A 26,444-nucleotide genomic window follows, 5' to 3' on the forward strand; every position below is an offset into this window, starting at 1 on the left:
GCAGGTCCTGTTCGTCAGGCCCGGAGAGACTTATGGCAATGTTCCATACCCTCTGAAAGGTCTCCCGTGCCTGAACTTCCCCTCTGGTTTGAGGTCGGATCCTTCGTGGTCCTCGGCATCGTCCTCCTCGTCGATCTCCTGATGGTCCTCAAGCGGCCCCACGAACCCTCCATGAAGGAGGCCGGTCTCTGGGTCGGCTTCTACGTCACGCTCGCCCTCATCTTCGCGGGCCTCATGTTCGCGTTCACCGGCGCCGAGTACGGCAGTCAGTTCGTGGCCGGCTGGGTCACCGAATACAGCCTGAGCATCGACAACCTGTTCGTCTTCATCATCATCATGGCGCGCTTCTCCGTGCCCCGGAAGTACCAGCAGGAAGCCCTCATGGTGGGCATCATCATCGCGCTGGTCCTGCGCGGCATCTTCATCCTGCTGGGCGCCGTGATCATCGAGCAGTTCTCGTGGGTGTTCTACATCTTCGGCGCCTTCCTCCTCTGGACCGCCTACAACCAGGCCAAGGACGACAGCGAGGACGACGAGGACGGTGGCGACAACCGCCTGGTCCGCTGGTTCTCCAAGATCCTCCCGATGCACAACGAGTTCAACGGCGGCAAGGCCACCGTCAAGATCAACGGCAAGCGTCTCTTCACCCCGATGCTCCTGGTCTTCCTGACCCTCGGCATGACGGACTTGATCTTCGCTCTGGACTCCATCCCCGCGATCTTCGGCCTGACGAAGAGCCCGTTCATCGTGTTCACGGCCAACATCTTCGCCCTCATGGGCCTGCGCCAGCTGTACTTCCTGCTGGGCGGTCTCATGGAACGGCTCATCTACCTCAAGCACGCGCTGTCGATCATCCTGGCCTTCATCGGCTTCAAGCTGATCTTCCACGCCATGCACGAGAACGAACTGCCGTTCATCAACGGCGGCCAGCACATCGAGTGGGCTCCGGACATCCCCACGTCGTTCTCGTTGATCTTCATCCTCGGCACCATCGTCCTGGCCGTGGTCGCCAGCCTGGCGGTCTCGAAGAAGCGCGAGGGCCGTGAGGCGACCGAGCACCAGATCAGCCGCACGGCCGAGCGCGTGGCGCACCAGCAGGAGGTCGTGGCCCGGCGCGAAGCAGAAGCGCAGGCACAGACGCAGGCTGGGGCTGGTGAGCCGGTGGAACCTGGCAAGGCGCCCGAGCAGCGCTGACAGTGCTTCTGAGCGCCAGTGCTCCTGAACCACAGTGCTCCCGAAAGCCAGAGCGCCTGAAGCACATATCGCCTGAACGACGACGCCGGGCGGCAGCGGAAGCTACCGCCCGGCGTCGTCGTGTCCGGAGGAGAGGGCGTTAGTCGCCCGGGACCTCCCCGCCCCGCGCCATGGCGAGGAGACGGCGGAAGATGGCCTCGCCGTCGTCGGCGATCCCGTCATGGTGGAAGTCCGGGGTGACCCAGGTCTTCAGCCCGCGGACGGAGTCGGCTGTCTCGAGGGAGAGCTCGCGGTCCACGAAGACATCGTCCGCGTAGACCGCGGCCGCCACGGGGACCGTGTTGGTCGCGAGCACGTCCAGGTCGAAGACACGCGGCCAGTCCTGCTTCGCGGCCAGGAGCTCCGCGACATCGGTCAGGGGCCGCAGGGTCGGATCCTGCTCGAACAACCACGGCTGGATCATCTCGCCCGTGAGCAGGACGTCTTCAGCCTCGGGGGAGAACTGCGGGAACTCCTGGAGCACCCGCCAGGAGGACCAGTCCGTCGCCGCTTCCTGTGCGTAGATCGACTCGTGGATCACCGCGTACAGCGGGTTCGGGGCGAAGTCCAGGTAGGCCGGCAGCTGGGCCAGGAACCACTGGGAGAGCCGTTCCCCCTCGGGGGTCTGGATGAAGGCCTTCTCCAGGAGGTGGTGCAGGGAGTCGACCCGGGTGTTGCCGCCCAGGTACATGCCGAGCATCTGGAAGCGCTCCACGGTGAGCCGGTCACCGCGAGGCAGATATTCCGGGACCTCGCGGAGATGCGCTGCGATCCTGTTCACCAGGGCGCGGTCCTCGGGGTACCAGCCGAAGTACTCGCGGTTCCGTGCCTCCATGCGGGCATAGGTCGCGCGGTAGACCCGGTCCGGCGAGCCCTGCAGGGGAGCGAGGCCTCCGGTGATGAGCACCTCGCGGAGCGCCGACGGGGCGAGCGAGAGGTACGCCAGGGAGCACCAGCCGCCGAAGCTCTGGCCGAAGATGCTCCACCGCTCGATGCCGAGCGCCTCACGGATCGCCTCGGCGTCGGCCACGATGGCATCCTGGCGGAAATGGGTCAGGTACTCCGCCTGGGCCGCCGTATCACCGCGGGCGGCGAGCGTCGCCGCCTCCACCGGAGAAGAGAGGCCGGTGCCGCGCTGGTCCAGCATGAGGACACGGAAGTGCTCGGTGGCCGCCTTCGCCCAGCCGCTCAGGGCCGTCCAGCGGTTGCCGGGGAAACCGGGACCGCCCTGGAAGAAGAGCAACCAGGGAAGGCCGTCCCGCTGCTCATCCGTCAGGCCGGACGGACCGTACTCGCGGGCGAAGACCTCCAGGGTCTCGCCGTCAGGATCCGCCGGCCGCAACGGGACAGTGAAGAAATGGTCCGCCGTGCGGACGCCGCGGAATTCGTGGACGGCGCCCTCGCGGTGTTCGGCGACGGGCGTCATGCGGTCACCGCCGGTGCGCCCTCACCGGTCCCGACAGCCTGCAGCGCGTCGCCGGTGAGGCGGAAGGTCGACCAGCCGTCCATGGGCACGGCTCCCAGCGAACGGTAGAAGCGGATGGAGGGCTCGTTCCAGTCCAGGACGCTCCACTCCACCCGGGCGTAGCCGCGTTCCACGGCGAGCGAGGCCAGGTGGGTCAGGAGGGCCTTGCCATGGCCTTCGCCGCGGGCCTCCGGCTTCACGTAAAGGTCCTCCAGGTAGATGCCGTGGACGCCTTCCCAGGTGGAGTAGTTCAGGAACCAGAGCGCGAAACCGCGGGTCCGGCCGAGGTCGTCTTCCGCGATCGCTGCGTAGATGGCGGGGTGACCGTCGAAGAGGTGCTTCTCCAGCTCCTCCGGCGTGTTGCGGACGGCGTCCGGCTCCTTCTCGTAAACGGCCAGGTCCACGATCATCTGGTGGATGTCCTGGACGTCTGCACGGGTGGCTTCTCTGATGCGGCTCATGGATTTCAGCTTAGCCGGGCCACCGGACCACTCAGAGTCGATTCACGTCCACGACCTTGATCACGGCGCTGCCGGCCTCGTCCGAGGCCGCCAGGTCCACCACCGCGGAGATGCCCCAGTCATGGTTCCCCGCCGGATCGGCGAAGATCTGCCGGACGTCCCAGCGATCCCGATGCTCCGTGATGAGAAGCAGCTGGGGTCCGCGGGCGTCGGCGCCCGTGCTGATGTCGTCGTGCTCGTCGAAGTAGTCGTCCAGCACGTCCTCCCAGCGGTCCGAGTGCCAGCCGGCGTCGCCGTCGAGCTCCGCCAGAGCGCGCGAGTCCTCGTCCGCGAACAGCTCCACGCGGCGGAACATCTCATTGCGGACCATGACCCGGAACGCGCGCACATTGTCGGTCAGACGGGGCGGCGCGGGCGGCAGCAGGGGATCCTCGGTGTGATCGTGGGGGTTGCTCAGCTCCTCCCACTCGTCCAGGAGGCTGGAATCGACCTGCCGCACCAGCTCGCCGAGCCAGGCGATCAGGTCTTCGAGGTCCTCCCGCAGGGCGTCGGCGGGGACCGTCTGCCGCAGCGCCTTGATGGCATCGCTGAGGTACCGCAGCACGATGCCCTCGCTGCGTGCGAGACCGTAGAACTGTACGAATTCACCGAAGCTCATGGCGCGTTCGTACATGTCGCGGACCACCGACTTCGGAGTCAGCTCGAAGTCACCGACCCAGGGGGCCGCCCGGCGGTAGGTGTCGAAGGCCTCGAGCAGCAACTCCGCCAGGGGCTGGGGGTAGCTGACCTCCTCGAGAGCCTTCATCCGCTGCTCGTACTCGAGCCCCTCCGCCTTCATGGCCGCGACCGCGTCCGTCTTCGCCTTCTTCAGCTGGGCCGCGAGGATCTGGCGGGGCTTGTCGAGCGTGGACTCGATCACCGAGACGACGTCCAGGGCGTACGACGGCGACTCCGGGTCCAGGAGGTCCAGTGCGGCCAGCGCGAAGGGGGAGAGCGGCTGGTTGAGGGCGAAGTTGTCCTGCAGATGGACCGTGAGGCGCACGGTGCGCCCATCCGGTCCGCGTTCGGCCTCCGGGATCCGCTCGACGACATCGGCGGTCAGCAGTTCGCGGTAGATGCCGAGCGACTTCCGCATCAGCTCCAGCTGGCGGCCGCGGGGCTCGTGGTTCGACTCCAGGAGGTGGCGCGTGGCCGTGAACGGGTCGCCCGGACGTTCCAGCAGGTTCAGCAGCATGGCGTGGGTGATGGTGAAGCTGGAGGAGAGGGGCTCCGGGACGGAAGCGACCAGGCGCTGGAAGGTCGGCTCGCCCCAGGAGACGAAGCCCTCCGGCGGCTTCTTCTTGACCACCTGGCGGAGCTTCTTCTGGTCATCGCCGAATTTCGCCACGGCCTTGGCCATCGCCTTGGCGTTCTCGACCGTGTGCTCCGGCGCCTGGACCACCACCGTCCCGGCGGTGTCGAAGCCGGCGCGGCCCGCGCGCCCCGCGATCTGATGGAACTCGCGCGCATTGAGCAGGCGGGTGCGAACGCCGTCGAACTTGCTGAGCGCCGTGAGCACCACGGTGCGGATGGGCACGTTGATGCCGACGCCGAGCGTGTCCGTGCCGCAGATGACCTTGAGCAGACCCGCCTGGGCGAGCTGCTCCACGAGGCGGCGGTACTTGGGCAGCATGCCGGCGTGGTGCACGCCGATCCCATGCCGGACCAGCCGGTTCAGGGTCTTGCCGAAGCCTGCGGAGAAACGGAAACCGGCGATGAGTTCGGCGATCCTGTCCTTCTCCTCGCGGGTGCACATGTTGACGCTCATGAGGCTCTGCGCGCGTTCAATGGCCTCCAGCTGGCTGAAGTGCACCACGTAGACCGGGACCTGACGGGTTTCCAGCAGCTCTTCCAGGGTTTCGGCCATGGGTTTCATGCCGTAGTAGAAGTGCAGCGGGATGGGCCGCTCGGCGGAGCTCACGGTCACCGAGGCGCGCCCGGTGAGTTCGGTGAGGCCCTTCTCGAACCGGGTGACGTCGCCGAGGGTGGCGGACATGAGGAGGAACTGCGCCTGCGGCAGTTCCAGGAGCGGCACCTGCCAGGCCCAGCCCCGCTGGGGATCCGAGTAGAAGTGGAATTCGTCCATGATGACGGCGCCCAGCTCTGCCTCGGCGCCTTCGCGGAGCGCGACGTTGGCCAGGATCTCGGCCGTGCAGCAGATGATGGGCGCGTCGGCGTTCACGGAGGAGTCGCCCGTGACCATGCCGACGTTCTCGGCGCCGAAGATGTCGCAGAGCGCGAAGAACTTCTCGGAGACCAGGGCCTTGATCGGAGCGGTGTAGTAGCTGCGTTCGCCACGGGACATCGCGTAGAAGTGCGCGGCGATGGCGACCATCGACTTGCCGGAGCCTGTGGGAGTGGCGAGGATGACGTTCGCGCCGCCAGCGAGCTCCATGGCGGCTTCATCCTGCGCGGGATACAGGGACAGCCCCCGGGATTCGACCCACTCGACGAAGGCCGTGTACGCGTCGTCATCGTTCAGGCGGCCGGTGGAGGGGAGACTGTCAAGGAGCTTCACTGTCCCAGCCTAGCGGGCGAGGGGCCCCGCCCGACGCGGAGCGAGGGTGGGGAGCCCGGCTAGGCGCTAGCGGGCGAGGGTGGGGAGCCTCGTCGTCGTTGTGTGCTCAGTTGTTGCGGGTGTCGTGCGCCCACACCCGCAACAACTGAGCACACAACAGGTGGGGTACTCTCGCACTGAGAGTTGCCTCACGCCGGTCCGGCGTGCTCTTCGGCGAAGGAGAAGCGATGCACCCGACCGTGGAATGGGACCCCGCGACGTATGTGAAATTCGGCGACTACCGGGACCGCCCCTTCTTCGACCTCACGCAGAGGATCCACGCCGAGTCGCCCCGGCTCGTGGTAGATCTCGGGTGTGGCCCCGGCAATCTCACCGCGACCCTCGCAGCACGCTGGCCGGAGGCGCAGGTGGTCGGAGTGGATTCCTCGCAGGCGATGCTGGACCGCGCCGCCGTCCACGCCGAACGGTTCCCCAACCTCCGGTTCGAGCTGGGTGACATCGCGACCTGGATGCCGGGCGACGCCGACGTCGTGGTCTCCAACGCCGCGCTGCAGTGGGTGCCCGGGCACGAGCGGCTGCTTCCCGTCTGGCTGGACGCCATGGCGGAGGGGTCCTGGTTCGCTTTTCAGGTGCCGGGCAACTTCGGGGCGCCGTCCCATGTGCTCATGCGTGAACTGGCCGACTCGCCGGCCTGGGCCGTGAAGCTCGCCGGTGTGCTGCGTCATCGCGACGCGGTGCTGGAACCGGCCGACTATCTGACCATCGCACTCGATGCCGGCTGGCAGGCCGACGCCTGGGAGACCAGCTACCAGCAACTGCTGCAGGGCCCCGACCCGGTGCTCGAATGGGTCCGCGGCACCGGCCTGCGCCCCGTGCTGAGCGCTCTTGACGCCTCTGACGCCGAAGCATTCGAGCGGGATTATGCGGTGATGCTCAACGAGGCGTACCCGGCCACTCCACACGGAACGGTGTTCCCGTTCCGGCGTCTGTTCACCGTCGCGCGCAAGGCTCCTGCCGGGGCTGTTCACGGGGCGGACGCATGAGCGCCTTTCCCGGCTCCTGGCGGCCGCGGGCCGACAGCTCCGTGCCGCTGTTCGAGCAGCTCCGCCTGAGGATCGTCCATCTGGTCGACGACGGCGGGCTGCCGCCCGGCCAGCGACTGCCCGCCGTGCGGGCGCTGGCCACGGAACTCGACGTCGCGCCCCACACGGTGGCGCGCGCCTACAAGGAACTGGAAGCGGCGGCGATCGTGGAGACGAGGGGCCGCAACGGCACCGTCGTCCTGCCGCGCGACGACCGTCAGAAGAGCCTGGGCGACGCCGCCTCGGCCTATGCCGAGGCGGCCCGCGCGAGTGGCGTCAGCCTCGCCGAGGCCGTGCGGCTCCTGACGGCCGCCTACCGCGACCAGGCCTGAGCTCACTCGCCCGGCGTCGCGCCCTCCTCGGCGGGGGTGTGTCCGCCGTGCGCATGCTCCGCGCGGAAGCGGGCCACATCGGGCCGGGCGCGCCATGGCTCGGGTCCCTCCAGAGGACGGAAGCCGACTCCGGCCGCCTTCAACCGTGCGAGATGGCCCGGGATCTCCGGGTCCCCGGTGAGCCGGGCGAGGAAGTCCTCGAAACCGGGTTTCCGGGTGGACCAGGCCACTTCCGCGAAGGCGCACAGCCGGGGGAACGCGTGGAAGTCGCGGATCCTCTGGTCCACCAGGTACTCGCTCCAGAGCTGGGCCTGGACTCCCGCCACCGCACCCCCGTGATCGCGCTCGAGGGCCGCGATTCGGTCCGGGACGGGGTCGAACCCGTGCACCTTGTCCAGCGGCAGCACCGGCCAGAAAGCGCTCGGTTCATCGGGATGGTCGCTTTCCCGGTAGTCCAGGTACGTGAACTCGTGCTGCGAGATCACCGTGCGATGGCCCTGTTCGAGGCTGAGCTCCACCGTGTCCACCCCCAGCCAGGCGTTGACGATCGCGCTCTGCGGCAGTGCCTCGCCGATCGCCTCGTGCCAGACACCCGTCTGCCGGCCATGGCCGGCCAGGTGATCCGCCAGGCGGCCGAGGAACCAGCCGTGCAGGGAGGCCACGGAGGCCAGGCCGAGCTCCCGGGCCCGCGCGACGATCTCCGGCGATTCCTCCCACCGGGTGTACGGCACTTCGTCCCCGCCCAGATGGATGGTGGGCGAAGGGAACACGGAGACCAGCTCATCGAGCACGGTCCGGTAGAAGTCCAGGGTCCGTTCGGAGGGGTCCAGGATGCAGTCGCTGACGCCCCAGCGGGTGCTCACCTCGACGTCGGGTTCGCCCACGCCGAGGAACGGGTACGCGGCGATCGCGGCGACGCTGTGCCCGGGGAGGTCGATCTCCGGGACGATCGTGATGCCCCGCTCCGCCGCATACGCGACCGCCTCGCGGAGCTGCGCCTGCGTGTAGAAGCCGCCGTGCGGGTGCCCGGCCATGAGGGCGTGTTCCAGAGCGGGGGTGTCGTAGGCGACGGGGGTGTCCCGGCGCCAGGAGGCGACCTCGGTGAGCCGGGGGAAGGCCTTGACCTCGAATCGCCACCCCTGATCGTCACTCAGATGCAGGTGCAGGACGTTGAGCTTGTGCGCGGCGAGCAGGTCGATGAACCGCAGGAGCTCGCTGAAGGGCATGAAGTGCCGCGCGACGTCGAGCAGGACACCGCGATGCGCGAAACGGGGCGCGTCCGTCAGCCGCAGGCGGGGGAGCGAGTGCACGGTGCGTCCATCCGCACGACGGCGGGCCGACCCCTGCGGGACGAAGGCCTCGGGACCGCTGAGCTGGCGGAGTGTCTGCCAGGCATGGCGCACGCCGTCCAGATCGGAGGCCTCCACGCGGATGAGCCCGTCGATCTCCAGCCGGTACGCGCCGGGGGCCAACGACGGGTCGGCGCTCACGAGCAGCAGGGCGTCCTCGGGGGCCGTATCGTGGAGCCGGACCCCGAGCCAGTCCTCCGCCTGGTGGCGCAGCAGGGCCCAGCCCGGATCGTCGCTGTCGACGTCCGTGGCGAAGGCCGGCTGGGAAGGAACCGGGAGGTGACCGGACAGGAGTTCCAGGGACTCCGGTGCCGGGACCAGCGGGGGAATGCGCATGGAGAACCTCTTCGCGAGTAGGGGTCTGTGTGGACACCAGCCTGCCACACGAGGCCGACATGGAAATTCGAACAGGTTTTCGATTAGCATGGCTAGGTGCCTCATGTCAGCGGTGAACAAGTCCTGTCTCCTGAACAGCTCAACCACAACCATGGCGCGGCCCGCCTGAACGGCGCCGGCTCGCATGGCCATGCCCCGTCGTCGCGCCTGGTGGTGAAGGGCGCCCGCGAGCACAATCTGCGCAACGTGGACCTGGATCTGCCCCGGGAAGCCATGATCGTCTTCACCGGCCTCTCCGGCTCCGGGAAGTCCTCGCTCGCCTTCGACACCATCTTCGCCGAGGGCCAGCGCCGTTACGTGGAATCACTGTCCGCCTACGCGCGCCAGTTCCTCGGCCAGGTGGACAAGCCCGACGTCGACTTCATCGAAGGCCTGTCGCCGGCCGTGTCGATCGACCAGAAGTCGACGAGCAAGAACCCCCGGTCCACGGTCGGCACGATCACCGAGATCTACGACTACATGCGTCTGCTCTGGGCGCGTGTCGGCCGTCCGCATTGCCCGATCTGTGGTGAAGAGGTGACCCGTCAGACTCCGCAGCAGATCGTCGATCAGCTGCTGGAGCTCCCCGAGGGCACTCGCTTCCAGGTGCTCGCGCCTGTGGTGCGCGGCCGCAAGGGTGAGTTCGTGGACCTGTTCAAGGAACTCGGAGCCAAGGGCTTCGCCCGGGCCCGGGTGGACGGCGAGCAGATCCAGTTGACGGACCCGCCCAAGCTGGGCAAGCAGTACAAGCACACCATCGAAGTGGTGGTGGACCGCCTGGTGGTCAAGGACGGCATCCGCCAGCGTCTCACCGATTCGGTGGAGACCGCCCTGGGTCTGGCCGAGGGCCGCGTGCTCGCGGACTTCGTGGACCTCGACGCCGAGGACCCGGGCCGGGTGCGCGCGTTCTCCGAGAACCTGGCGTGCCCGAATGAGCACCCGCTGGCGATCGACGAGATCGAGCCGCGGTCCTTCTCCTTCAACAACCCGTTCGGCGCCTGCCCCGAGTGCACGGGCATCGGGACCAAGCTCGAGGTGGACGAGGAGCTCGTGGTCCCCAACCCGGAGCTCAGCCTGAACGAAGGCGCCATCGCCCCGTGGTCCCTGGGCGCAGCCACGCAGGAGTACTGGAACCACCTGCTGTCGGGCCTCGCGGACGAGCTCGGCTTCTCGATGGACACGCCGTGGGAGAAGCTCGGCAAGGCCGTCCGCGAGACCGTGCTGCACGGCAAGGACCACAAGGTGGTGGTCCAGTACCGCAACCGTTTCGGCCGCGAACGCAAGTACAGCACCGGATTCGAAGGCGTGGTCCAGTACGTGCACCGCAAGCACGGTGAGACCGAGTCGGACTTCGCCCGTGACCGGTACGAGGAGTACATGCGGCAGATCCCGTGCCCGGCCTGCAACGGCGCACGGCTCAACCCGGCGTCGCTGTCCGTGCTGATCAACGGCAAGTCGATCGCGGCCGTCTGCGCCATGCCGATGCGGGACTGCGTCGAGTTCCTCGGCAGCCTCGAGCTGTCCCCGCGCGAGGCGCAGATCGCCGCTCAGGTGCTCAAGGAGATCCACGCCCGCCTGACCTTCCTGCTCGACGTCGGCCTGGACTACCTGAATCTGGAACGTCCCTCCGGGACCCTGTCCGGTGGTGAGGCCCAGCGCATCCGTCTGGCGACGCAGATCGGTTCCGGGCTGGTCGGCGTGCTGTACGTGCTGGACGAACCGTCCATCGGTCTGCACCAGAGGGACAACCGCCGGCTGATCGAGACCCTGACCCGCTTGCGCGGGCTGGGGAATACCTTGATCGTGGTCGAGCATGATGAGGACACCATTCGTGAGGCCGACTGGATCGTGGACATCGGCCCGGGCGCCGGCGAACACGGCGGCAAGGTCGTCCACTCGGGCACCTACAAGGAACTCCTGGCCAACACGGAGTCGCTCACAGGCGACTACCTCTCCGGCCGCAAGGGGATCGATGTGCCGGCCAAGCGCCGTCCGTACGACCGCAAGCGTGAGCTCGTGGTGGTGGGGGCCCGTGAGAACAACCTCAACAATGTCACGGCGCGCTTCCCTCTCGGTGTGCTCACCGCCGTGACCGGGGTGAGCGGCTCCGGCAAGTCCACGCTGGTCAACGAGATCCTGTACAAGGTGCTGGCCAACAAGCTCAACGGCGCGCGCCAGGTGGCCGGCCGCCACAAGACCGTGGAGGGCCTGGAGCACCTGGACAAGGTGGTCCATGTGGACCAGAGCCCGATCGGGCGCACCCCGCGGTCCAACCCCGCCACGTACACCGGCGTGTTCGACAACATCCGGAAGCTCTTCGCCGAGACTAACGAGGCGAAGGTCCGTGGGTATCTGCCGGGCCGTTTCTCCTTCAACGTCAAGGGCGGCCGCTGCGAGGCGTGCTCGGGTGATGGCACTCTGAAGATCGAGATGAACTTCCTCCCGGACGTCTACGTGCCCTGCGAGGTCTGCCATGGCGCCCGCTACAACCGGGAGACCCTGGAGGTCCACTACAAGGGCAAGACCATCGCGGACGTGCTCAACATGCCGATCGAGGAAGGGGCGGAGTTCTTCTCCGCCTTCACCCCGATCGCCCGGCACTTGAACACCCTGGTGGACGTCGGCCTCGGCTACGTCCGTCTGGGACAGCCGGCCACGACCCTGTCCGGTGGTGAGGCGCAGCGCGTCAAGCTCGCGGCGGAGCTGCAGAAGCGTTCCAACGGCCGCAGCATCTACGTGCTCGACGAACCCACCACGGGCCTGCACTTCGAGGACATCCGGAAGCTGCTGCTGGTGCTCCAGGGACTGGTGGACAAGGGCAACACGGTCATCACCATCGAGCACAACCTGGACGTCATCAAGAGTGCCGACTGGATCGTGGATCTCGGACCCAACGGCGGCTCCGGCGGCGGACGCATCATCGCCACCGGAACCCCCGAGCAGGTCGCGGCCACGGAGGGCTCGTTCACGGGTGAATTCCTGGCCGAGATCCTCGAGGGAACCCCGACCAAGTAGTCGCGTGACGGCATACATCGAACCGAAGCATGCCGCGCAGCGCATGGGTGTTTTCTGTCCGTGCGCCCGGCATGAGAAACTACCTCGGTGACTCTCGCTCAAGCTGCCGTGCTCTTCGATCTGGACGGGACCCTCATCGATCCCGCAGGGGGGATCACCGGCGGAATCGCCGCGGCTCTCCTCGAGGCCGGCCTCCCCGTACCCTCCGATCAGGCGCTGCAGGCGATGGTCGGTCCCCGTCTGAGCCATGCTCTGCAGGAGTTCGCCGGCGTGCCGGAAGAGCGGGTCGATGAGGTCATCGCCCTCTACCGGCGCCACTACCGGACGGCGGGGATGGCGGCGAGCCGCGTGTACCCCGGCATCCGGGAGGCTCTGGCGGAACTCCGGGCGCGGGGATATGCCCTCGCGGTGGCAACCCAGAAGCCGCGCACCCTGGCGCAGGAGCTGCTGGGCCTGCATGGCCTGGTGGAGGCCTTCGACACCGTGCAGGGCTCCTCGGACGATGAGAGCGCGCAAGGCCCCGGCCACGGGGCGCCTCTCGGCAAGCAGCAGATCATCGCGGCGGCGCTCCAGGACCTCGGCGTCCCGGCCACCGCGGTGATGGTGGGCGACCGGTATCAGGACGTCGAAGGTGCGGCGGCGAATGAGCTGCCGTGCATCGGCGTCGCGTGGGGCTTCGCCGTGGACGGCGAGCTGGAACGCGCCGGGGCGGTCTCGGTGGTCTCTTCCGCCGAGGAGCTGCTCCGTGGACTGCCGGGCCCCGCCGGTGCACACTCGGGCGAGCCACGGCTCGCCGGACGGGAAGCGGTGGCCACGGTGGCCGCCGTCGGGGGAGCAGTGGTTGATGTTGCAGCGGAGGAAGAACACCATGGCCGTATTTGACGCAGTCCGCTTCACCACCCGGACCCTCATTAAGGGCACGTGCCGCCCGACGGTCACGGGCCTCGAGAACGTCCCCACGGACGGTCCCTTCATCGTGGCGCCGAATCACCTGTCGTTCTTCGACAGCGTGATCGTTCAGGCCCTCATGCCCCGCCCGGTGGCCTTCTTCGCGAAGGCGGAGTACTTCACCGGAACAGGGGTGAAGGGCAAGGCCATGAAGGCGTTCTTCGAGTCGGTGGGATCGATTCCGGTGGAACGCGGTGAACAGGCGGCCAGCGTCCAGGCGCTCAAGACCCTCCTGGACATCCTGGAGAACGGCAATGGCGTGGGCATCTACCCGGAGGGCACGCGTTCCCGCGACGGCCTGCTGTACCGCGGCCGGACCGGTGTGGGATGGCTCGCCCTGACCACTGGAGCCCCGGTGGTGCCCGTGGGTTTGATCGGCACGGACAAGCTCCAGCCGGCCGGCAAGAACACGCTCAAGCCGCAGCACTTCACCATGGTGGTGGGCGAGCCGCTGTACTTCGAGAAGACCGGACCGGACCATTCGCTGCCCGCCCGCCGGCAGGCGACGGACCGCATCATGGACGCCATCGCGGCGCTGAGCGGTCAGGAACGGGCCAGCGGCTACAACCAGGTGCGCACCAGCGAGTGATCTAGAGAAGCGGAGGAGCCATGGCGGATCCGGCGAGCTATCGGCCCAGGACGGGGGAGATCCCCACCGAACCCGGGGTCTACCGCTTCCGTGACCAGCACGGACGGGTCATCTACGTGGGCAAGGCGAAGAGCCTCCGTTCGCGCCTGAACTCGTACTTCGCCAAGCCCGCCGGGCTCACCCCGAAGACTTATGCGATGGTCCACGCCGCGTCGAGCGTCGAGTGGACCGTGGTGGGCAGTGAACTCGAATCCCTCCAGCTGGAATACACCTGGATCAAGGAGTTCAAGCCTCGCTACAACGTCGTGTTCCGCGACGACAAGAGCTACCCCTACCTGGCCGTGACGATGGGGGAGAAGTTTCCCCGGGTCCAGGTCATGCGTGGCGAACGCCGGAAGGGCGCCAAGTACTTCGGCCCGTACACGGCCGGTGCCATCCGCGAGACCATGGACACCCTGTTGCGGGTATTCCCGGTCCGCAGCTGCAGCGCCGGAGTGTTCCGGCGCGCCGAGGCCAGCGGCCGGCCCTGCCTGCTCGGCTACATCGACAAGTGCTCGGCGCCGTGCGTCGGGCGGATCAGCGAAGAGGACCACAGGGCCCTCGCGGAAGACTTCTGCTCCTTCATGGGCGGCGAGGCCGGGCGCTTCCTCCGCCGCCTCGAGCGCGAGATGAAGGACGCCGTGGCGGAGCTCAACTACGAGCAGGCGGCGCGCCTCCGTGACGACATCGCCGCCATGCGCAAGGTGTTCGAACGCAATGCCGTGGTCCTGGCCGACACCACCGACGCGGACCTCTTCGCCATCCATGAGGACGAACTCGAGGCATCCGTGCAGGTGTTCCGTGTCCGTGGTGGCCGCATCAGGTCCCAGCAGGGGTGGGTGGTGGAGAAGGTCGAGGACACCACTCCCGCGGACCTGATCGAGCACCTGCTCCAGCAGGCCTACGGTGAGGAGGCCGGCAACACGGACCGGATCCCGCGGGAGGTCCTCGTCCCCGTCCTGCCGCCGGATCCGGCGCAGCTCGGTGAATGGCTGAGTGGACTGCGGGGGAGCAGGGTCGAGATCCGTGTTCCCCAGCGGGGCGACAAGGCACAGCTCATGGAGACCGTGCGGACCAACGCCGAGCAGGCCCTCAAGCTGCACAAGACCCGTCGCGCGGGGGACATCACGACCCGTTCACTCGCCATCCAGGAGCTCCAGGAGGCGCTGGAACTCGACGAGCCGCCGCTGCGCATCGAGTGCTTCGACATCTCCCACGTCCAGGGCACCAATGTCGTGGGTTCCATGGTGGTGGTCGAGGACGGCCTGCCGCGCAAGAGCGAGTACCGGAAGTTCACCATCACGGGCGCCGCGGCTCACGATGACACCGCCGCCATGGACGACGTGCTGACGCGGCGCTTCAAGGCGTACCTGCGGGACCGCGTCCACGTGCCGGAGACTCTGGGTCGGGCCGACGACGGCGGCGAGCCGGACGGCGCGGCGTCTGACGGCGGCGTGCAGGACAGCGCAGCGCCTGACGGCGCAGTGCCCGAAAGCCCAGTCCCCTCGGAGGCCGTGCTCGGCGCCCCCGTGCAGCCCGGCAAGTTCGCGTATCCGCCAAACCTCGTCGTCGTCGACGGCGGTAGGCCCCAGGTGGCCGCGGCCCAGCGGGCACTCGACGCCCTCGGCATCACCGAGGTGCGAGTGGTCGGGCTGGCGAAGCGCCTCGAGGAGGTCTGGCTGCCGGACAGCGACTTCCCGGTGATCCTGCCGCGCGCCTCGCAGGGGCTCTATCTGCTGCAGCGGATCCGTGACGAAGCGCACCGTTTCGCCATCACCTTCCACCGACAGCGGCGCGGCAAGGCGATGACGGCGTCCGCGCTCGACGGCGTCCCGGGGCTGGGGGAGAGCAAGCGGAAGGCGCTGCTGTCCCACTTCGGGTCGGTCAAGAAGATGCGGGCCGCCACGGTCGAGGAACTGTGCGAGGTCAAGGGGATCGGCACGGTCCTGGCGACCGCCATCCACGCCCACCTCACTCGCGAGAGCGCCGACGAGGTCCCCGCCGTCAACTACACCACCGGCGAGATCCTCGAGCCCTGAGCGTCAGGAAAGTTCGCTAGGCTTGAGGCAGCCGCGTCGCCGGGCCGGCGGTGCCGCCCGCACTGATCCAAGGAGCAGGAACCCCATGTCGGACGCAGAAGTGACCAGTCCCGCCCCCGAGGGTGCGGCCCCGGAACACCCGGCCCAGGAGCACAACGCCGAACTGCTGATCATCACCGGCATGTCCGGTGCGGGCCGCAGCACGGCCGCGGACGCACTGGAGGACCACGGCTGGTACGTGGTGGACAACATCCCGCCGAAGATGCTCAACATGCTGACCGAGATCGTGTCCCATGCCGGGCCCGCGATCCCCAAGCTGGCCGCCGTCGTCGATCTGCGCAGCAAGGGCCTGTCCGCGAACATCCTGGAGTCCCTCACCAACCTCTCGGCCAGCGGCATCAAGTACCAGGTCCTGTTCCTGGACGCCTCCGACGAAGTGCTCGTCCGCCGTTTCGAGCAGGGGCGCCGTCCGCACCCGCTGCAGAACGGTGGCCGGATCCTGGACGGGATCGCTGCGGAGCGCGAACTGCTCAAGGACCTCCGGCATAAGGCCGACATCGTGCTGGACACCTCCTCGCTGAATGTCCACGGCCTGGCCAGCGCGGTCACCGACCTCTTCACCGACTCCGGGCCCGTGGTCCTGCGCTTGAACGTCATGAGCTTCGGGTTCAAGTACGGCCTGCCCGTGGATGCCAACTACGTCGCCGACGTGCGGTTCCTCCCGAACCCGCACTGGATCCCCGAGCTGCGCCCGCACACGGGGCAGGACGAGGACGTCCGGGACTACGTGCTGGCCGCGTCCGGCGCGGAGGAGTTCCTGGGGAATTACGTCAAGGCCCTCGAGCCCGTGCTGGCCGGCTACCGCCGCGAGAACAAGCACTATGCCACGATCGCCGTCGGCTGCACCGGCGGCAAGCACCGGTCCGTGGCCATGTCCGAGGAGCTCTCCAAGCGCCTCGCCCAGCTGCCCAATGTCACCGTCAACACGAGCCACCGAGACCTGGGGCGCGAGTAGTGACGATCTTCACCGGCCAGCTTCCGCTGGTCCCGCCCGGTGGGCGGGCCGCAGCGCAGGACGGCGCGGGCCCCGCCGTGGTGGCGCTCGGCGGCGGACATGGGCTGTCCGCCACCTTGAGCGCTCTGCGTCTGCTCACCACGTCGCTGACGGCGGTGGTGACCGTGGCCGACGACGGCGGGTCCTCCGGGCGTCTGCGCCAGGACTTCGGCGTCCTCCCGCCCGGCGACCTGCGCATGGCGCTGGCGGCGCTCTGCGATGACACGGACTGGGGACGCACGTGGCGTGACGTCATGCAGCACCGCTTCCGGGGCCGCCCCGGGGGCAGTGGAGCCCTCGACGAGCACGCCATGGGCAATCTCCTGATCATCACGCTCTGGGAACTGCTGGGCAATCCGGTGGACGGGCTGAAGTGGGCGGGGGCCCTGCTGGGCGCCCGCGGGCAGGTGCTGCCGATGTCCACCGTCCCGCTCACGATCGAGGGCGAGGCGAAGATCCCCGGAGCGGATGGCGAGGCCGGTTCGCGCACGATCCGCGGCCAGGCCCAGTGCGCCGTCGCGGGGGAGCTGGAGAACGTCCGGCTCATCCCGCAGGACGCCCCGGCATGCGCGGAGGCCCTGAGCGCGATTGAACTCGCCGACTGGGTGGTCCTCGGACCGGGGTCCTGGTACACCTCGGTGCTGCCGCATCTGCTGCTGCCGGAGATGCGGTCAGCGCTGGCGAGCACGCCGGCACGGCGGGCCCTGGCCATGAACCTGACCACGGAGACCAAGGAGACGGTAGGCATGAGCGCCGCCGATCACCTGCGGGTGCTGCGCGAGTACGCCCCCGAGGTCGGTTTCGACGTGGTGATCGCGGATCCGGATTCCGTGGGCGACCGCGAGGAATTCATCGCCGAGGCCGGCCGTCTGGGGGCCGAAGTCCATCTGGCCACCGTGCGGAGCCCCCGCTCCGCCGCGGTGCACGACCCGCTGCGGCTGGCCACCGCCTATCACGAAGTTTTCAACAGGAAATAGGAGCACGTGTGGCGCTGACCGCATCCGTCAAGGAAGAACTGTCCCGGCTGGACGTGAAGAAGGTTTCCGAGCGCAAGGCCGAGGTCTCCGCTCTGCTGCGCTTCGCCGGGGGACTGCACATCATCTCCGGCAGGATCGTGATCGAGGCCGAAGTGGACCTCGCCGCCACCGCGCGCCGGCTGCGGGCCGCGATCTTCGAGGTGTACGGCCATCAGAGCGAGATCATCGTGGTCTCCGGCGGTGGCCTGCGCCGGGGTTCGCGGTACGTGGTCCGGGTGGTGGTGGACGGTGAGTCGCTGGCTCGCCAGACCGGCCTGCTGGACTCGCGCGGCCGCCCGGTCCGGGGGCTGCCGCCCGTCGTCGTCAACGGTTCCGCCGCCGATGCCGAAGCCGTCTGGCGCGGCGCGTTCCTCGCCCACGGCTCGCTCACGGAACCGGGGCGGTCGTCCGCCCTGGAGATCACGTGCCCCGGGCCGGAGGCCGCCCTCGCCCTGGTCGGCGCGGCCCGCCGTCTGGGCCTGGCCGCGAAAGCGCGTGAGGTGCGCGGGGTGGACCGCGTGGTGATCCGCGACGGCGACACCATCGCCGCGTTGCTCACCCGCATGGGCGCGCACGACGCCCTCATGGTCTGGGAGGAGCGCCGCATGCGGAAGGAGGTGCGTGCCACCGCGAACCGCCTCGCGAACTTCGACGACGCCAATCTACGCCGTTCGGCACAGGCCGCCGTCGCCGCCGGCGCACGCGTGGAGCGCGCCCTCCACATCTTGGGGGAAGACGTGCCGGATCACCTCAAGTACGCTGGTGAACTGAGGGTGGCCCACAAGAACGCGAGTCTTGACGAGCTCGGCCGGCTGGCCGACCCGCCCATGACGAAGGACGCGATCGCCGGGCGCATCAGGCGTCTGCTGGCCATGGCGGACAAGCGCGCCGCCGAACTCGGGATCCCGAGTACGGAGGCCAATGTGACAGCCGAGATGCTGGACGAGTAGACAAAAGGCCTGGTCGTCACATGAAGTAGTGCGTGGAATGCCCGGGCTGGGCGCGGTGTTGTGCCAGCCAGGGGCCATGCCTCAGAGATTTCCGGGGAGCGATTCCCGGATTGACAACAAGTCACCACAGGACCCGTGTCCTAACGTTTGGAGGAATCAGTGTCTGAGTACGTACTCCCGGAACTGGGCTACGACTACGCGGCGCTCGAGCCGTACATCTCGGCTCGCATCATGGAGCTGCACCACGACAAGCACCACGCTGCCTACGTCGCTGGGGCCAACGCCGCGCTGGCCGGTCTCGCCGAAGCCCGTGAAAAGAACGACTTCGCCAACATCAACCGTCTCTCCAAGGACCTGGCCTTCCACACCGGTGGCCACACCAACCACTCCGTGTTCTGGAAGAACCTCTCCCCGGACGGAGGCGACAAGCCCGAAGGTGAGCTGGCCGCCGCGATCGATGACGCCTTCGGCTCCTTCGACGCCTTCCGCGCTCAGTTCACCGCCGCGGCTCTGGCCCTGCAGGGTTCCGGCTGGGCCTTCCTGGCGTACGAGCCCATCGGTGGCAACCTCCTGATCGAGCAGCTCTACGATCAGCAGGGCAACGTCGCCGTCGGCACCACCCCGCTGCTCATGCTCGACATGTGGGAGCACGCCTTCTACCTCGACTACGTGAACGTGAAGGCCGACTACGTCAAGGCATTCTGGAACATCGTGAACTGGGCCGATGTGGCCGAGCGCTTCGAGGCCGCCCGCAACGGCGCCTCCAAGCTGATCACGCTGTCCTGATCAGCCCGCGGAATGACGCCCCGTCCGGCCTGCCGGGCGGGGCTTTTCCGTGCCGTAATATAGCTCACTTTTGCCGCCCGCCCCGCGCGGTCACTTGCCCCGGACACCTGCATTAAACGTAAGATAGATCACGGAAGGCCTCGTGCCTTTCAGCAACGTGGCTGCGAGTCCTTTCACAACGGTAATTCTCTCTGCCCAATGACGTGCGGGGTCTGTATGTCGGACCTGGTCCGACTCGATACGTGCGTCGTCGTGGCGCATGAAGGAGATTGCACAGTGACCACCCGTATTGGCATCAACGGCTTCGGCCGTATCGGCCGTAACTACTTCCGTGCAGCCCTCGCGCAGGGTGCGGACCTGGAAATCGTCGCCGTCAACGACCTGACCAGCCCGGAAACCCTGGCTCACCTGCTCAAGTACGATTCGGTCACTGGCCGTCTGGGCGTCTCCGTCGAGGTCCAGGATGGGGACCTCGTCGTCGACGGCAAGCACATCAAGGTGCTCGCCGAGCGCGACCCCGCCAACCTGCCCTGGGGCGAGCTGGGTGTGGACATCGTCATCGAGTCCACCGGTTTCTTCACCAAGGCCGCGGATGCCAAGAAGCACATCGAGGCGGGTGCCAAGAAGGTCCTGATCTCCGCTCCGGCTTCGGACGAGGACATCACGATCGTCATGGGCGTGAATGACGAGCTCTACAACAATGAAGAGCACAACATCATCTCCAACGCCTCCTGCACCACCAACTGCCTGGGCCCGCTGGCCAAGGCCATCAATGACGCCTTCGGCATCGAGCGTGGCCTCATGACCACGATCCACGCCTACACCGCGGACCAGAACCTGCAGGACGGCCCCCACAAGGATCCGCGCCGTGCCCGCGCCGCCGCCATCAACATGGTTCCGACCTCCACGGGCGCCGCCAAGGCCATCGGCCTGGTCCTGCCCGAGCTGAAGGGCAAGCTGGACGGCTTCGCCGTGCGCGTTCCGGTCCCGACCGGCTCCGCCACCGACCTGACCGCCACGCTGTCCCGCGAGGTCACCGTGGAAGAGGTCAACGCCGCCGTCAAGGCCGCCTCCGAGTCCGGTCCGCTCAAGGGCTACCTGACCTACACCGAGGACCCCATCGTCTCCTCGGACATCGTCACCGACCCGGCTTCCTCGATCTTCGACGCCGGACTCACCAAGGTGATCGGCAACCAGGTCAAGGTCGTCTCCTGGTACGACAACGAGTGGGGCTACTCCAACCGTCTTGTCGACCTCACCGAGCTGGTCGCGTCCAAGCTGGGCTAAGCTCTAAATCATGACGTCTCACACCCTCAACGAGCTCCTCGCTGAAGGTGTCCGCGGGCGGCACGTTCTGGTCCGAAGCGACCTGAACGTGCCGCTCGACGGCTCTTCAGTGACAGACGACGGCCGCATCCGCGCCTCTCTCCCGGTCCTTCAGAAGCTGGTCGACGGCGGCGCCCGCGTCCTCGTCTCCGCTCACCTCGGACGCCCCAAGGGCGCTCCCGAGGAGAAGTACTCCCTCAAGCCGGCCGTGGACCGCCTGGCCGAGCTGGCCGGCTTCCCGGTCAGCCTTGCCGCGGACACCGTGGGCGCCTCGGCGCAGGACCAGTCCGCGAAGCTCGCGGACGGTGAGGTCCTGGTGCTGGAGAACGTGCGCTTCGATCCGCGCGAGACCAGCAAGGACGACGCCGAGCGCCAGGCCTTCGCGGCCGAGCTCGCCGCGCTGACCGGCGAGAACGGCGCCTACGTGGACGACGCGTTCGGCGCCGTGCACCGCAAGCACGCCAGCGTCTACGACATCGCCACGATCCTCCCGTCCTACCAGGGTGACCTGGTCAGGACCGAGGTGGAGGTGCTGCAGAAGCTGACCGTCTCCCCGGAGCGCCCGTACGTGGTGGTCCTGGGCGGTTCCAAGGTCTCGGACAAGCTGGCGGTCATCGACAACCTCATCGGCAAGGCCGACACGCTTCTGGTGGGTGGCGGCATGCTCTTCACCTTCCTGGCAGCGGCGGGGCACAAGGTCGGATCCAGTCTCCTGGAGGAGGACCAGATCCCGGTGGTCCAGGACTACCTGGCCCGCGCGGAAGCCGCCGGCAGCCGCTTCGTGGTGCCGACCGACGTCGTGGTGGCGAGCCGCTTCGCCGCCGACGCCGAGCACGAGGTCGTCCCCGCGAGTGACATCGAGGAGAGTGCGTTCGGCGCCTCCGGCATCGGTCTGGACATCGGGCCGGACACCGCGGCGTCCTTCGCCGAGCACATCCGTGGCGCCAAGACGGTCTTCTGGAACGGTCCCATGGGCGTCTTCGAGTTCGAGGCGTTCTCCCAGGGCACCCGGGCGATCGCCCAGGCGCTCACCGAGACCGACGGCTTCACGGTGGTCGGCGGTGGCGACTCCGCCGCGGCCGTGCGCACCCTCGGTTTCGCCGACGATCAGTTCGGACACATCTCCACCGGCGGTGGCGCGAGCCTGGAATACCTTGAAGGCAAGGAACTTCCCGGTCTGAGCGTTCTGGACCGCTGAGGAACAGGAAAGGCCGCGGCGCCGAGCCGCGGCCTTTCCCGTCCCACCCACTTCATCCCCTCGACAGTCACGGAGGCCATTGTGACCACCACACCCGAGCGCACGCCGCTCATCGCCGGCAACTGGAAGATGAACATGGACCACCTGCAGGGCATCGCGCTCCTGCAGAAGCTGGCCTGGACCCTGGAGGACAAGAAGCACGACTACCAGCGGGTCGAGGTGGCGGTGTTCCCGCCGTTCACCGATCTGCGCGGCGTGCAGACCCTGGTGCAGGGTGATGACCTGGACATCGCGTACGGCGGTCAGGACCTCTCGCAGTACGACTCGGGCGCCTACACCGGCGACATCTCCGGCGACTTCCTGAACAAGCTGGGCTGCCGTTACGTCCTGGTGGGCCACAGTGAGCGCCGCACCATCCACGGTGAGAGCGACGAGGTCCTCAACGCCAAGGTGCAGGCCGCCTACCGCCACTCGCTCATCCCGGTGCTCTGCGTGGGCGAAGGGCTCGAGATCCGCCAGGCCGGCACGCACGTCGAGCACACGCTGACGCAGCTCCGCGCCGACGTCGCGGGTCTCAGCGCCGAGCAGGCCGCCGAACTCGTGGTCGCCTACGAGCCTGTCTGGGCCATCGGCACCGGTGAGGTCGCCGGCCCCGAGGATGCTCAGGAGATGTGCCAGGCGATCCGTGCCGAGCTCACCGAGCTCTTCGGCGCTGAGGTGGCCGCGAAGACCCGCCTGCTGTACGGCGGTTCGGTGAAGGCCGCCAACGCGGCCGCGATCCTCGGCCAGGCTGACGTGGACGGCGTGTTGGTCGGCGGTGCCAGCCTGGATGCAGCTGAGTTTGCTAACATTGTCAGGTTCGAGGAGCACGCCGGCGCCTAGCCGGCAGCGTTCCTCACCTCATCGACGCAGAAAGGCCGTTGTGGGCGTTCTCCAAGTCATCCTGCAGATCCTCCTGGGAGTGACGAGCTTCCTTCTCACTCTCCTGATCCTCCTGCACAAGGGCCGCGGTGGCGGTCTGTCCGACATGTTCGGCGGCGGTATGACTTCCGGCCTGAACTCCTCCGGTGTCGCCGAGCGGAACCTGAACCGCTTCACGGTGATCCTGGGTGTCACCTGGGCCGTGGTGATCATCGGCCTCGGCCTGATCATGAAGTTCAACGGCGCTGCCGGCTGACCGTCAGCAGCGACTCGGAAGGCCCCCGGCATGATGCCGGGGGCCTTCGTCGTTCAGTAGCTCAAGGAAACGGCCTGCTTGCCGGGCCCGGGAACCACGAAGGGGTGGCGAGCCGCAGCTCGCCACCCCTTCGTCGTGTGCGCCGTGCGTCAGAGCCCGCGGGGCTCCTTGTGCACCAGGTTCTCGGGAACCTTGGCGGCAGCGGCCTCGTCGATCAGCCACAGAGTGCGGTTCCGGCCGCGCGGACCGGCCGCCGGGACCTGCACGGTGCCGGCACCGGCCAGGGCGAGCCCGACGGCCCCGGCCTTGTCATCGCCGGCCACGACCATCCAGACCTCGTCCGCCGTGTTGATGGCGGGCAGGGTCAGGGAGATCCGCTGCGGTGGCGGCTTGGGGGAGTCCTGGACACCCACCACGAGGGCCTCCTTCTCGCGGATGCCGGCCATCTCCGGGAAGAGCGACGCGACGTGCGCGTCGGGGCCGACACCCAGCAGGAGGACGTCGAAGCGGGGGAGCGCCGGAGCGACGTCGGGGCGCTGATCCGAATAGTCCGCGGCATGCTCGGCCGCGGCCGCCTCGGCCAGACGGCGCGCGTAGTCCGCTGCGGCGTCGTCGACCGAGTCGAACTCATCCGACGAGCCCGGCACGTGCACGCGCTCGGGATCCAAATCCAGGCTGTCCAGGAGAGCCTTCTGAGCCTGGACGGCGTTCCGGTCCGAGTCCTCGGCGCCCACGAAACGCTCGTCACCCCACCAGAAGTTGACCCGGCGCCAGTTGACGGCCGGGGCGGCCGCCGACTCGGCGACGGCGCGCAGCGTGCCGATGCCCACGGTGCCGCCAGTAAGGACCACCGTGGCCTCTCCGAACCGGTCCTGGGCATCGACCAGTTTGGTGACCAGACGAGCGGCGATGGCCGCCATCAGGACCTGTGAGTCGGGATGGACGCTCACCCGTGGTTCGTGGGTCATCTCAGGCACTCCTTTGCGCGATTCGAGGCAATCCTTCGGTCAATACTTCACCGAAGACCTCGTCCGGGTCCAGCCGGCGCAATTCTTCGGCGAGGCAGTCCTGAAGGCCGCGGCGCGGGAGGGAGATCCGCTGCAGAGGCTGATCGGGCTGGCTCAGCTCCGCGACGGTGGTGCCCGGGCGGTGCAGCTGGACGTCGCCGGACGGGCGGCGGATCAGCACACGGCGGATTCCGGTGCCGGCGGGGTCCTCGACGATCTTCACGGGGACGTCGAAGGCCAGGGCGAGCCAGGAGGCGAGCAGCAGGGTGCTCGCGGAGTCGCTGGCGCCTTCCACCTCGACCTCGGTGACAGGAGTGTCGTCCACCTGATCGAACGCCGCCGCGAGCTGGATGCGCCAGTTGGTCAGACGCGTCCACGCCAGATCGGTGTCACCCGCCTGGTAGGTGCGACGGATGTTGTCCAGTGCCGCGACCGGATCGGCCTCGTTGGCCGAATCGGTGATCCGGCGGTGGGCGATGCGGCCGATGGACGTCCCGGAGGCGTCCTCCGGGGCTCCGTGCGGCCACCAGGCGACGATCGGGGCATCCGGCAGCAGGAGAGCGGACACCAGGGACTCGCTCTCCTCGGAGAGGCGTCCGTAGCCGCGCAGCACGATCACTTCGGAGGCGCCGGCGTCACCGCCGACCCGGATCTCCGCGTCCAGGCGGTCCGGCTCCTCGGCGCCCGCGTCCGCGAGCACGATGATGCGGCACGGGTGTTCGCGGCTGGCCTCGTTGGCGGCCTGGATGGCCTCATCCTCCAGCCCGTTGCGGGTGAGGACCACCAGGGTGAGCACGCGGCCGAGGGCGATGACGCCGCCCTGTTCCCGCAGCTTGGTGATCTCCTTGGAGATCTTGGAGGTGGTGGTGTTGGGAAGTTCGACGATCATGGCCTTCTCCAGGTGCGTCCGTCGCGGGCCAGGAGCTCGTCCGCGGAGGACGGACCCCAGCTGCCCGGGGCATACGGTTCGGGTTGTTCCTCCAGGCTCGCCCAGTACTCCTCGAACGGATCGAGGATCTTCCAGGACAGCTCCACCTCCTGGTGGCGCGGGAAGAGCGGCGGCTCGCCCAGCAGGACGTCCAGGATGAGGCGCTCGTACGCTTCGGGGCTGGACTCGGTGAAGGAGTGGCCGTAGCCGAAGTCCATCGAGACGTCGCGGACCTCCATCTGCGTGCCCGGAACCTTGGAACCGAAGCGGATGGTGGCGCCCTCATCGGGCTGGACGCGGATGACCACGGCGTTCTGGCCGAAGTCCTCGTCGCCGTTCTCCCGGAACAGGAGGTTCGGCGCCTTCTTGAAGACGACGGCGATCTCGGTCACGCGGCGGCCAAGACGCTTGCCCGTGCGCAGATAGAACGGCGCACCGGCCCAGCGACGGGTGTTGATGTCCACCCGGATCGCCGCGAAGGTCTCCGTGGTGGAGTCCGCCGGGATCCCTTCCTCCTCCAGGTAGCCGAGGACTTCCTCGCCGCCCTGAAGACCGCCGGAGAACTGACCCCGGGCGGAGTGCGTCGAGAGGTCATCCGGCAGCTTGACGGCCGCCAGGACCTTCTCCTTCTCCGCGCGAAGGTCTTCGGCGTTGAAGGAGATGGGCTCCTCCATGGCCGTCAGCGCGAGGAGCTGCAGGAGGTGGTTCTGGATGACGTCGCGGGCCGCGCCCACGCCGTCGTAGTAGCCCGCGCGGCCACCGGTGCCGATGTCCTCGGCCATGGTGATCTGCACGTGGTCCACGTAGTTGGCATTCCAGATCGGCTCGAAGAGCTGATTGGCGAAGCGGAGGGCCAGGATGTTCTGGACCGTCTCCTTGCCGAGGTAGTGGTCGATGCGGAACACCGAGTCCGGGGGGAACACGGATTCGACGATGTCGTTCAGCGCGCGGGCCGACTCGAGGTCATGGCCGAAGGGCTTTTCGATGACCACTCGGCGCCAGGTGCCCGGCTCGGCCTGAGCCAGGCCGTGCTTGGACAGCTGGGTGCAGACGAGCTCGAAGGCCTTCGGCGGGATGGAGAGGTAGAACGCGTGATTGCCGCGCGTGCCCCGTTCCCGGTCGAGTTCTTCGATGGTGGCCTTGAGACGTTCGAAGGCCTCGTCGTCGTCGAATTCACCCTGCACGAAGCGGATGCCCAGGGACAGCTGGTCCCAGACCCGCTGATCGAAGGGTGTGCGGCAGTGCTGTTTGACGGATTCGAGGACCTCGGCGGCGAAATCCTCGTTCTCCCACTGCCGGCGGGCGAAGCCCACCAGGGCGAAGCTGGGAGGGAGGAGCCCACGGTTGGCCAGGTCATACACGGCCGGCATGAGCTTCTTACGGGCGAGGTCACCCGTGACACCGAAGAGGACAAGGGAGGACGGACCGGCAATCCGGCTCAGACGGCGGTCCCGCGGATCCCGCAAGGGGTTCCGGAGACCGCCGTTCTGGGCGCCAGGTTCACGTGTTGGCATAGTG

22 protein-coding genes are annotated in these 26,444 nt (G+C 68.0%); 15 read left to right on the forward strand and 7 right to left on the reverse strand.

Features of this window, described 5'->3' with window-relative positions; translation table 11 throughout:
- The first annotated feature begins 66 nt into the window (after positions 1-66).
- Positions 67-1,194 carry a TerC family protein gene (locus P9849_RS07060; protein WP_278268929.1) on the forward strand — a complete coding sequence of 376 codons (1,128 nt, stop codon included), beginning with the start codon at positions 67-69 and terminating at the stop codon, positions 1,192-1,194.
- 139 nt (positions 1,195-1,333) lie between these two features.
- Here P9849_RS07060 and P9849_RS07065 read toward each other — a convergent pair whose 3' ends face one another.
- From P9849_RS07065 to P9849_RS07075, 3 genes are read right to left on the reverse strand one after another with little or no spacing between them, the layout of a single operon-like run.
- Positions 1,334-2,659 carry an alpha/beta fold hydrolase gene (locus P9849_RS07065; RefSeq protein ID WP_278268930.1) on the reverse strand — a complete coding sequence of 442 codons (1,326 nt, stop codon included), beginning with the start codon at positions 2,657-2,659 and terminating at the stop codon, positions 1,334-1,336.
- Entirely contained in the window at positions 2,656-3,159 is a 504-nt protein-coding gene (locus P9849_RS07070; protein ID WP_278268931.1) for a GNAT family N-acetyltransferase, read from the reverse strand. The genes P9849_RS07065 and P9849_RS07070 overlap by 4 nt, the downstream gene beginning before the upstream one ends.
- Positions 3,160-3,190: 31 nt before the next feature.
- Positions 3,191-5,716, reverse strand: coding sequence for a DEAD/DEAH box helicase (locus tag P9849_RS07075; protein ID WP_278268932.1), 2,526 nt, complete (start codon positions 5,714-5,716; stop codon positions 3,191-3,193).
- 227 nt (positions 5,717-5,943) lie between these two features.
- Here P9849_RS07075 and P9849_RS07080 point away from each other — a divergent pair, with 227 nt between their 5' ends.
- Both P9849_RS07080 and P9849_RS07085 read left to right on the forward strand, forming a co-directional pair.
- Positions 5,944-6,759 carry a trans-aconitate 2-methyltransferase gene (locus tag P9849_RS07080; protein ID WP_278268933.1) on the forward strand — a complete coding sequence of 272 codons (816 nt, stop codon included), beginning with the start codon at positions 5,944-5,946 and terminating at the stop codon, positions 6,757-6,759.
- The gene (locus P9849_RS07085; protein WP_278268934.1) at positions 6,756-7,130 is read left to right on the forward strand and encodes a GntR family transcriptional regulator; all 375 of its coding nucleotides are present in this window, start codon (positions 6,756-6,758) and stop codon (positions 7,128-7,130) included. Before P9849_RS07080 ends, P9849_RS07085 begins: the two co-directional genes overlap by 4 nt.
- A 2-nt stretch (positions 7,131-7,132) precedes the next feature.
- Here the strand turns inward: P9849_RS07085 and P9849_RS07090 are convergent, their stop codons facing one another.
- Positions 7,133-8,815, reverse strand: a complete 1,683-nt coding sequence (locus tag P9849_RS07090; RefSeq protein ID WP_278268935.1) for a beta-N-acetylhexosaminidase — start codon at positions 8,813-8,815, stop codon at positions 7,133-7,135.
- Between the two features lie 165 nt (positions 8,816-8,980).
- On the opposite strand from P9849_RS07090, the gene uvrA reads away from it, so the two are divergent.
- The 12 genes from uvrA (at position 8,981) to secG (ending at position 22,991) form a co-directional block, all read left to right on the forward strand.
- A complete protein-coding gene (gene uvrA, locus P9849_RS07095; RefSeq protein ID WP_278269122.1) occupies positions 8,981-11,869 on the forward strand; it encodes an excinuclease ABC subunit UvrA in 2,889 nt (962 codons plus the stop codon).
- Positions 11,870-11,956: 87 nt separating this feature from the next.
- Complete coding sequence (locus tag P9849_RS07100) at positions 11,957-12,751, forward strand: HAD hydrolase-like protein (protein WP_278268936.1); 795 nt, start codon at positions 11,957-11,959, stop codon at positions 12,749-12,751.
- Positions 12,738-13,406 (forward strand): lysophospholipid acyltransferase family protein, encoded by a 669-nt coding sequence (locus P9849_RS07105; protein ID WP_107002409.1) that lies wholly within the window; start codon positions 12,738-12,740, stop codon positions 13,404-13,406. The genes P9849_RS07100 and P9849_RS07105 overlap by 14 nt, the downstream gene beginning before the upstream one ends.
- A gap of 20 nt (positions 13,407-13,426) precedes the next feature.
- Positions 13,427-15,484 carry an excinuclease ABC subunit UvrC gene (gene uvrC / locus P9849_RS07110; protein ID WP_278268937.1) on the forward strand — a complete coding sequence of 686 codons (2,058 nt, stop codon included), beginning with the start codon at positions 13,427-13,429 and terminating at the stop codon, positions 15,482-15,484.
- Positions 15,485-15,665: 181 nt separating this feature from the next.
- Entirely contained in the window at positions 15,666-16,499 is an 834-nt protein-coding gene (gene rapZ, locus P9849_RS07115) for an RNase adapter RapZ (protein ID WP_278269123.1), read from the forward strand.
- Positions 16,499-17,515 carry a uridine diphosphate-N-acetylglucosamine-binding protein YvcK gene (gene yvcK, locus P9849_RS07120; protein WP_278268938.1) on the forward strand — a complete coding sequence of 339 codons (1,017 nt, stop codon included), beginning with the start codon at positions 16,499-16,501 and terminating at the stop codon, positions 17,513-17,515. Before rapZ ends, yvcK begins: the two co-directional genes overlap by 1 nt.
- A gap of 8 nt (positions 17,516-17,523) precedes the next feature.
- Positions 17,524-18,504 (forward strand): DNA-binding protein WhiA, encoded by a 981-nt coding sequence (whiA, locus tag P9849_RS07125; protein WP_278268939.1) that lies wholly within the window; start codon positions 17,524-17,526, stop codon positions 18,502-18,504.
- A 159-nt stretch (positions 18,505-18,663) separates the two neighbouring features.
- Positions 18,664-19,290, forward strand: coding sequence for a superoxide dismutase (locus tag P9849_RS07130; RefSeq protein WP_066212825.1), 627 nt, complete (start codon positions 18,664-18,666; stop codon positions 19,288-19,290).
- A 276-nt stretch (positions 19,291-19,566) separates the two neighbouring features.
- Complete coding sequence (gene gap / locus P9849_RS07135; protein WP_107002412.1) at positions 19,567-20,577, forward strand: type I glyceraldehyde-3-phosphate dehydrogenase; 1,011 nt, start codon at positions 19,567-19,569, stop codon at positions 20,575-20,577.
- 10 nt (positions 20,578-20,587) lie between these two features.
- Positions 20,588-21,814, forward strand: a complete 1,227-nt coding sequence (locus P9849_RS07140) for a phosphoglycerate kinase (protein ID WP_278268940.1) — start codon at positions 20,588-20,590, stop codon at positions 21,812-21,814.
- A gap of 81 nt (positions 21,815-21,895) precedes the next feature.
- A complete protein-coding gene (gene tpiA, locus P9849_RS07145) occupies positions 21,896-22,696 on the forward strand; it encodes a triose-phosphate isomerase (protein WP_278268941.1) in 801 nt (266 codons plus the stop codon).
- Between the two features lie 40 nt (positions 22,697-22,736).
- Positions 22,737-22,991 (forward strand): preprotein translocase subunit SecG, encoded by a 255-nt coding sequence (gene secG / locus P9849_RS07150; protein ID WP_278268942.1) that lies wholly within the window; start codon positions 22,737-22,739, stop codon positions 22,989-22,991.
- 149 nt (positions 22,992-23,140) lie between these two features.
- Here secG and pgl read toward each other — a convergent pair whose 3' ends face one another.
- From pgl to zwf, 3 genes are read right to left on the reverse strand one after another with little or no spacing between them, the layout of a single operon-like run.
- Entirely contained in the window at positions 23,141-23,959 is an 819-nt protein-coding gene (pgl, locus tag P9849_RS07155) for a 6-phosphogluconolactonase (RefSeq protein ID WP_278268943.1), read from the reverse strand.
- Between the two features lies 1 nt (position 23,960).
- A complete protein-coding gene (locus tag P9849_RS07160; RefSeq protein ID WP_278268945.1) occupies positions 23,961-24,887 on the reverse strand; it encodes a glucose-6-phosphate dehydrogenase assembly protein OpcA in 927 nt (308 codons plus the stop codon).
- Complete coding sequence (zwf, locus tag P9849_RS07165; RefSeq protein ID WP_066212804.1) at positions 24,884-26,440, reverse strand: glucose-6-phosphate dehydrogenase; 1,557 nt, start codon at positions 26,438-26,440, stop codon at positions 24,884-24,886. The genes P9849_RS07160 and zwf overlap by 4 nt, the downstream gene beginning before the upstream one ends.
- Between the last annotated feature and the right edge of the window lie 4 nt (positions 26,441-26,444).

The sequence above is a fragment of the Arthrobacter sp. Y-9 genome, from assembly GCF_029690065.1.
In the GTDB taxonomy this organism is placed as follows: Bacteria; Actinomycetota; Actinomycetes; order Actinomycetales; family Micrococcaceae; genus Arthrobacter_E.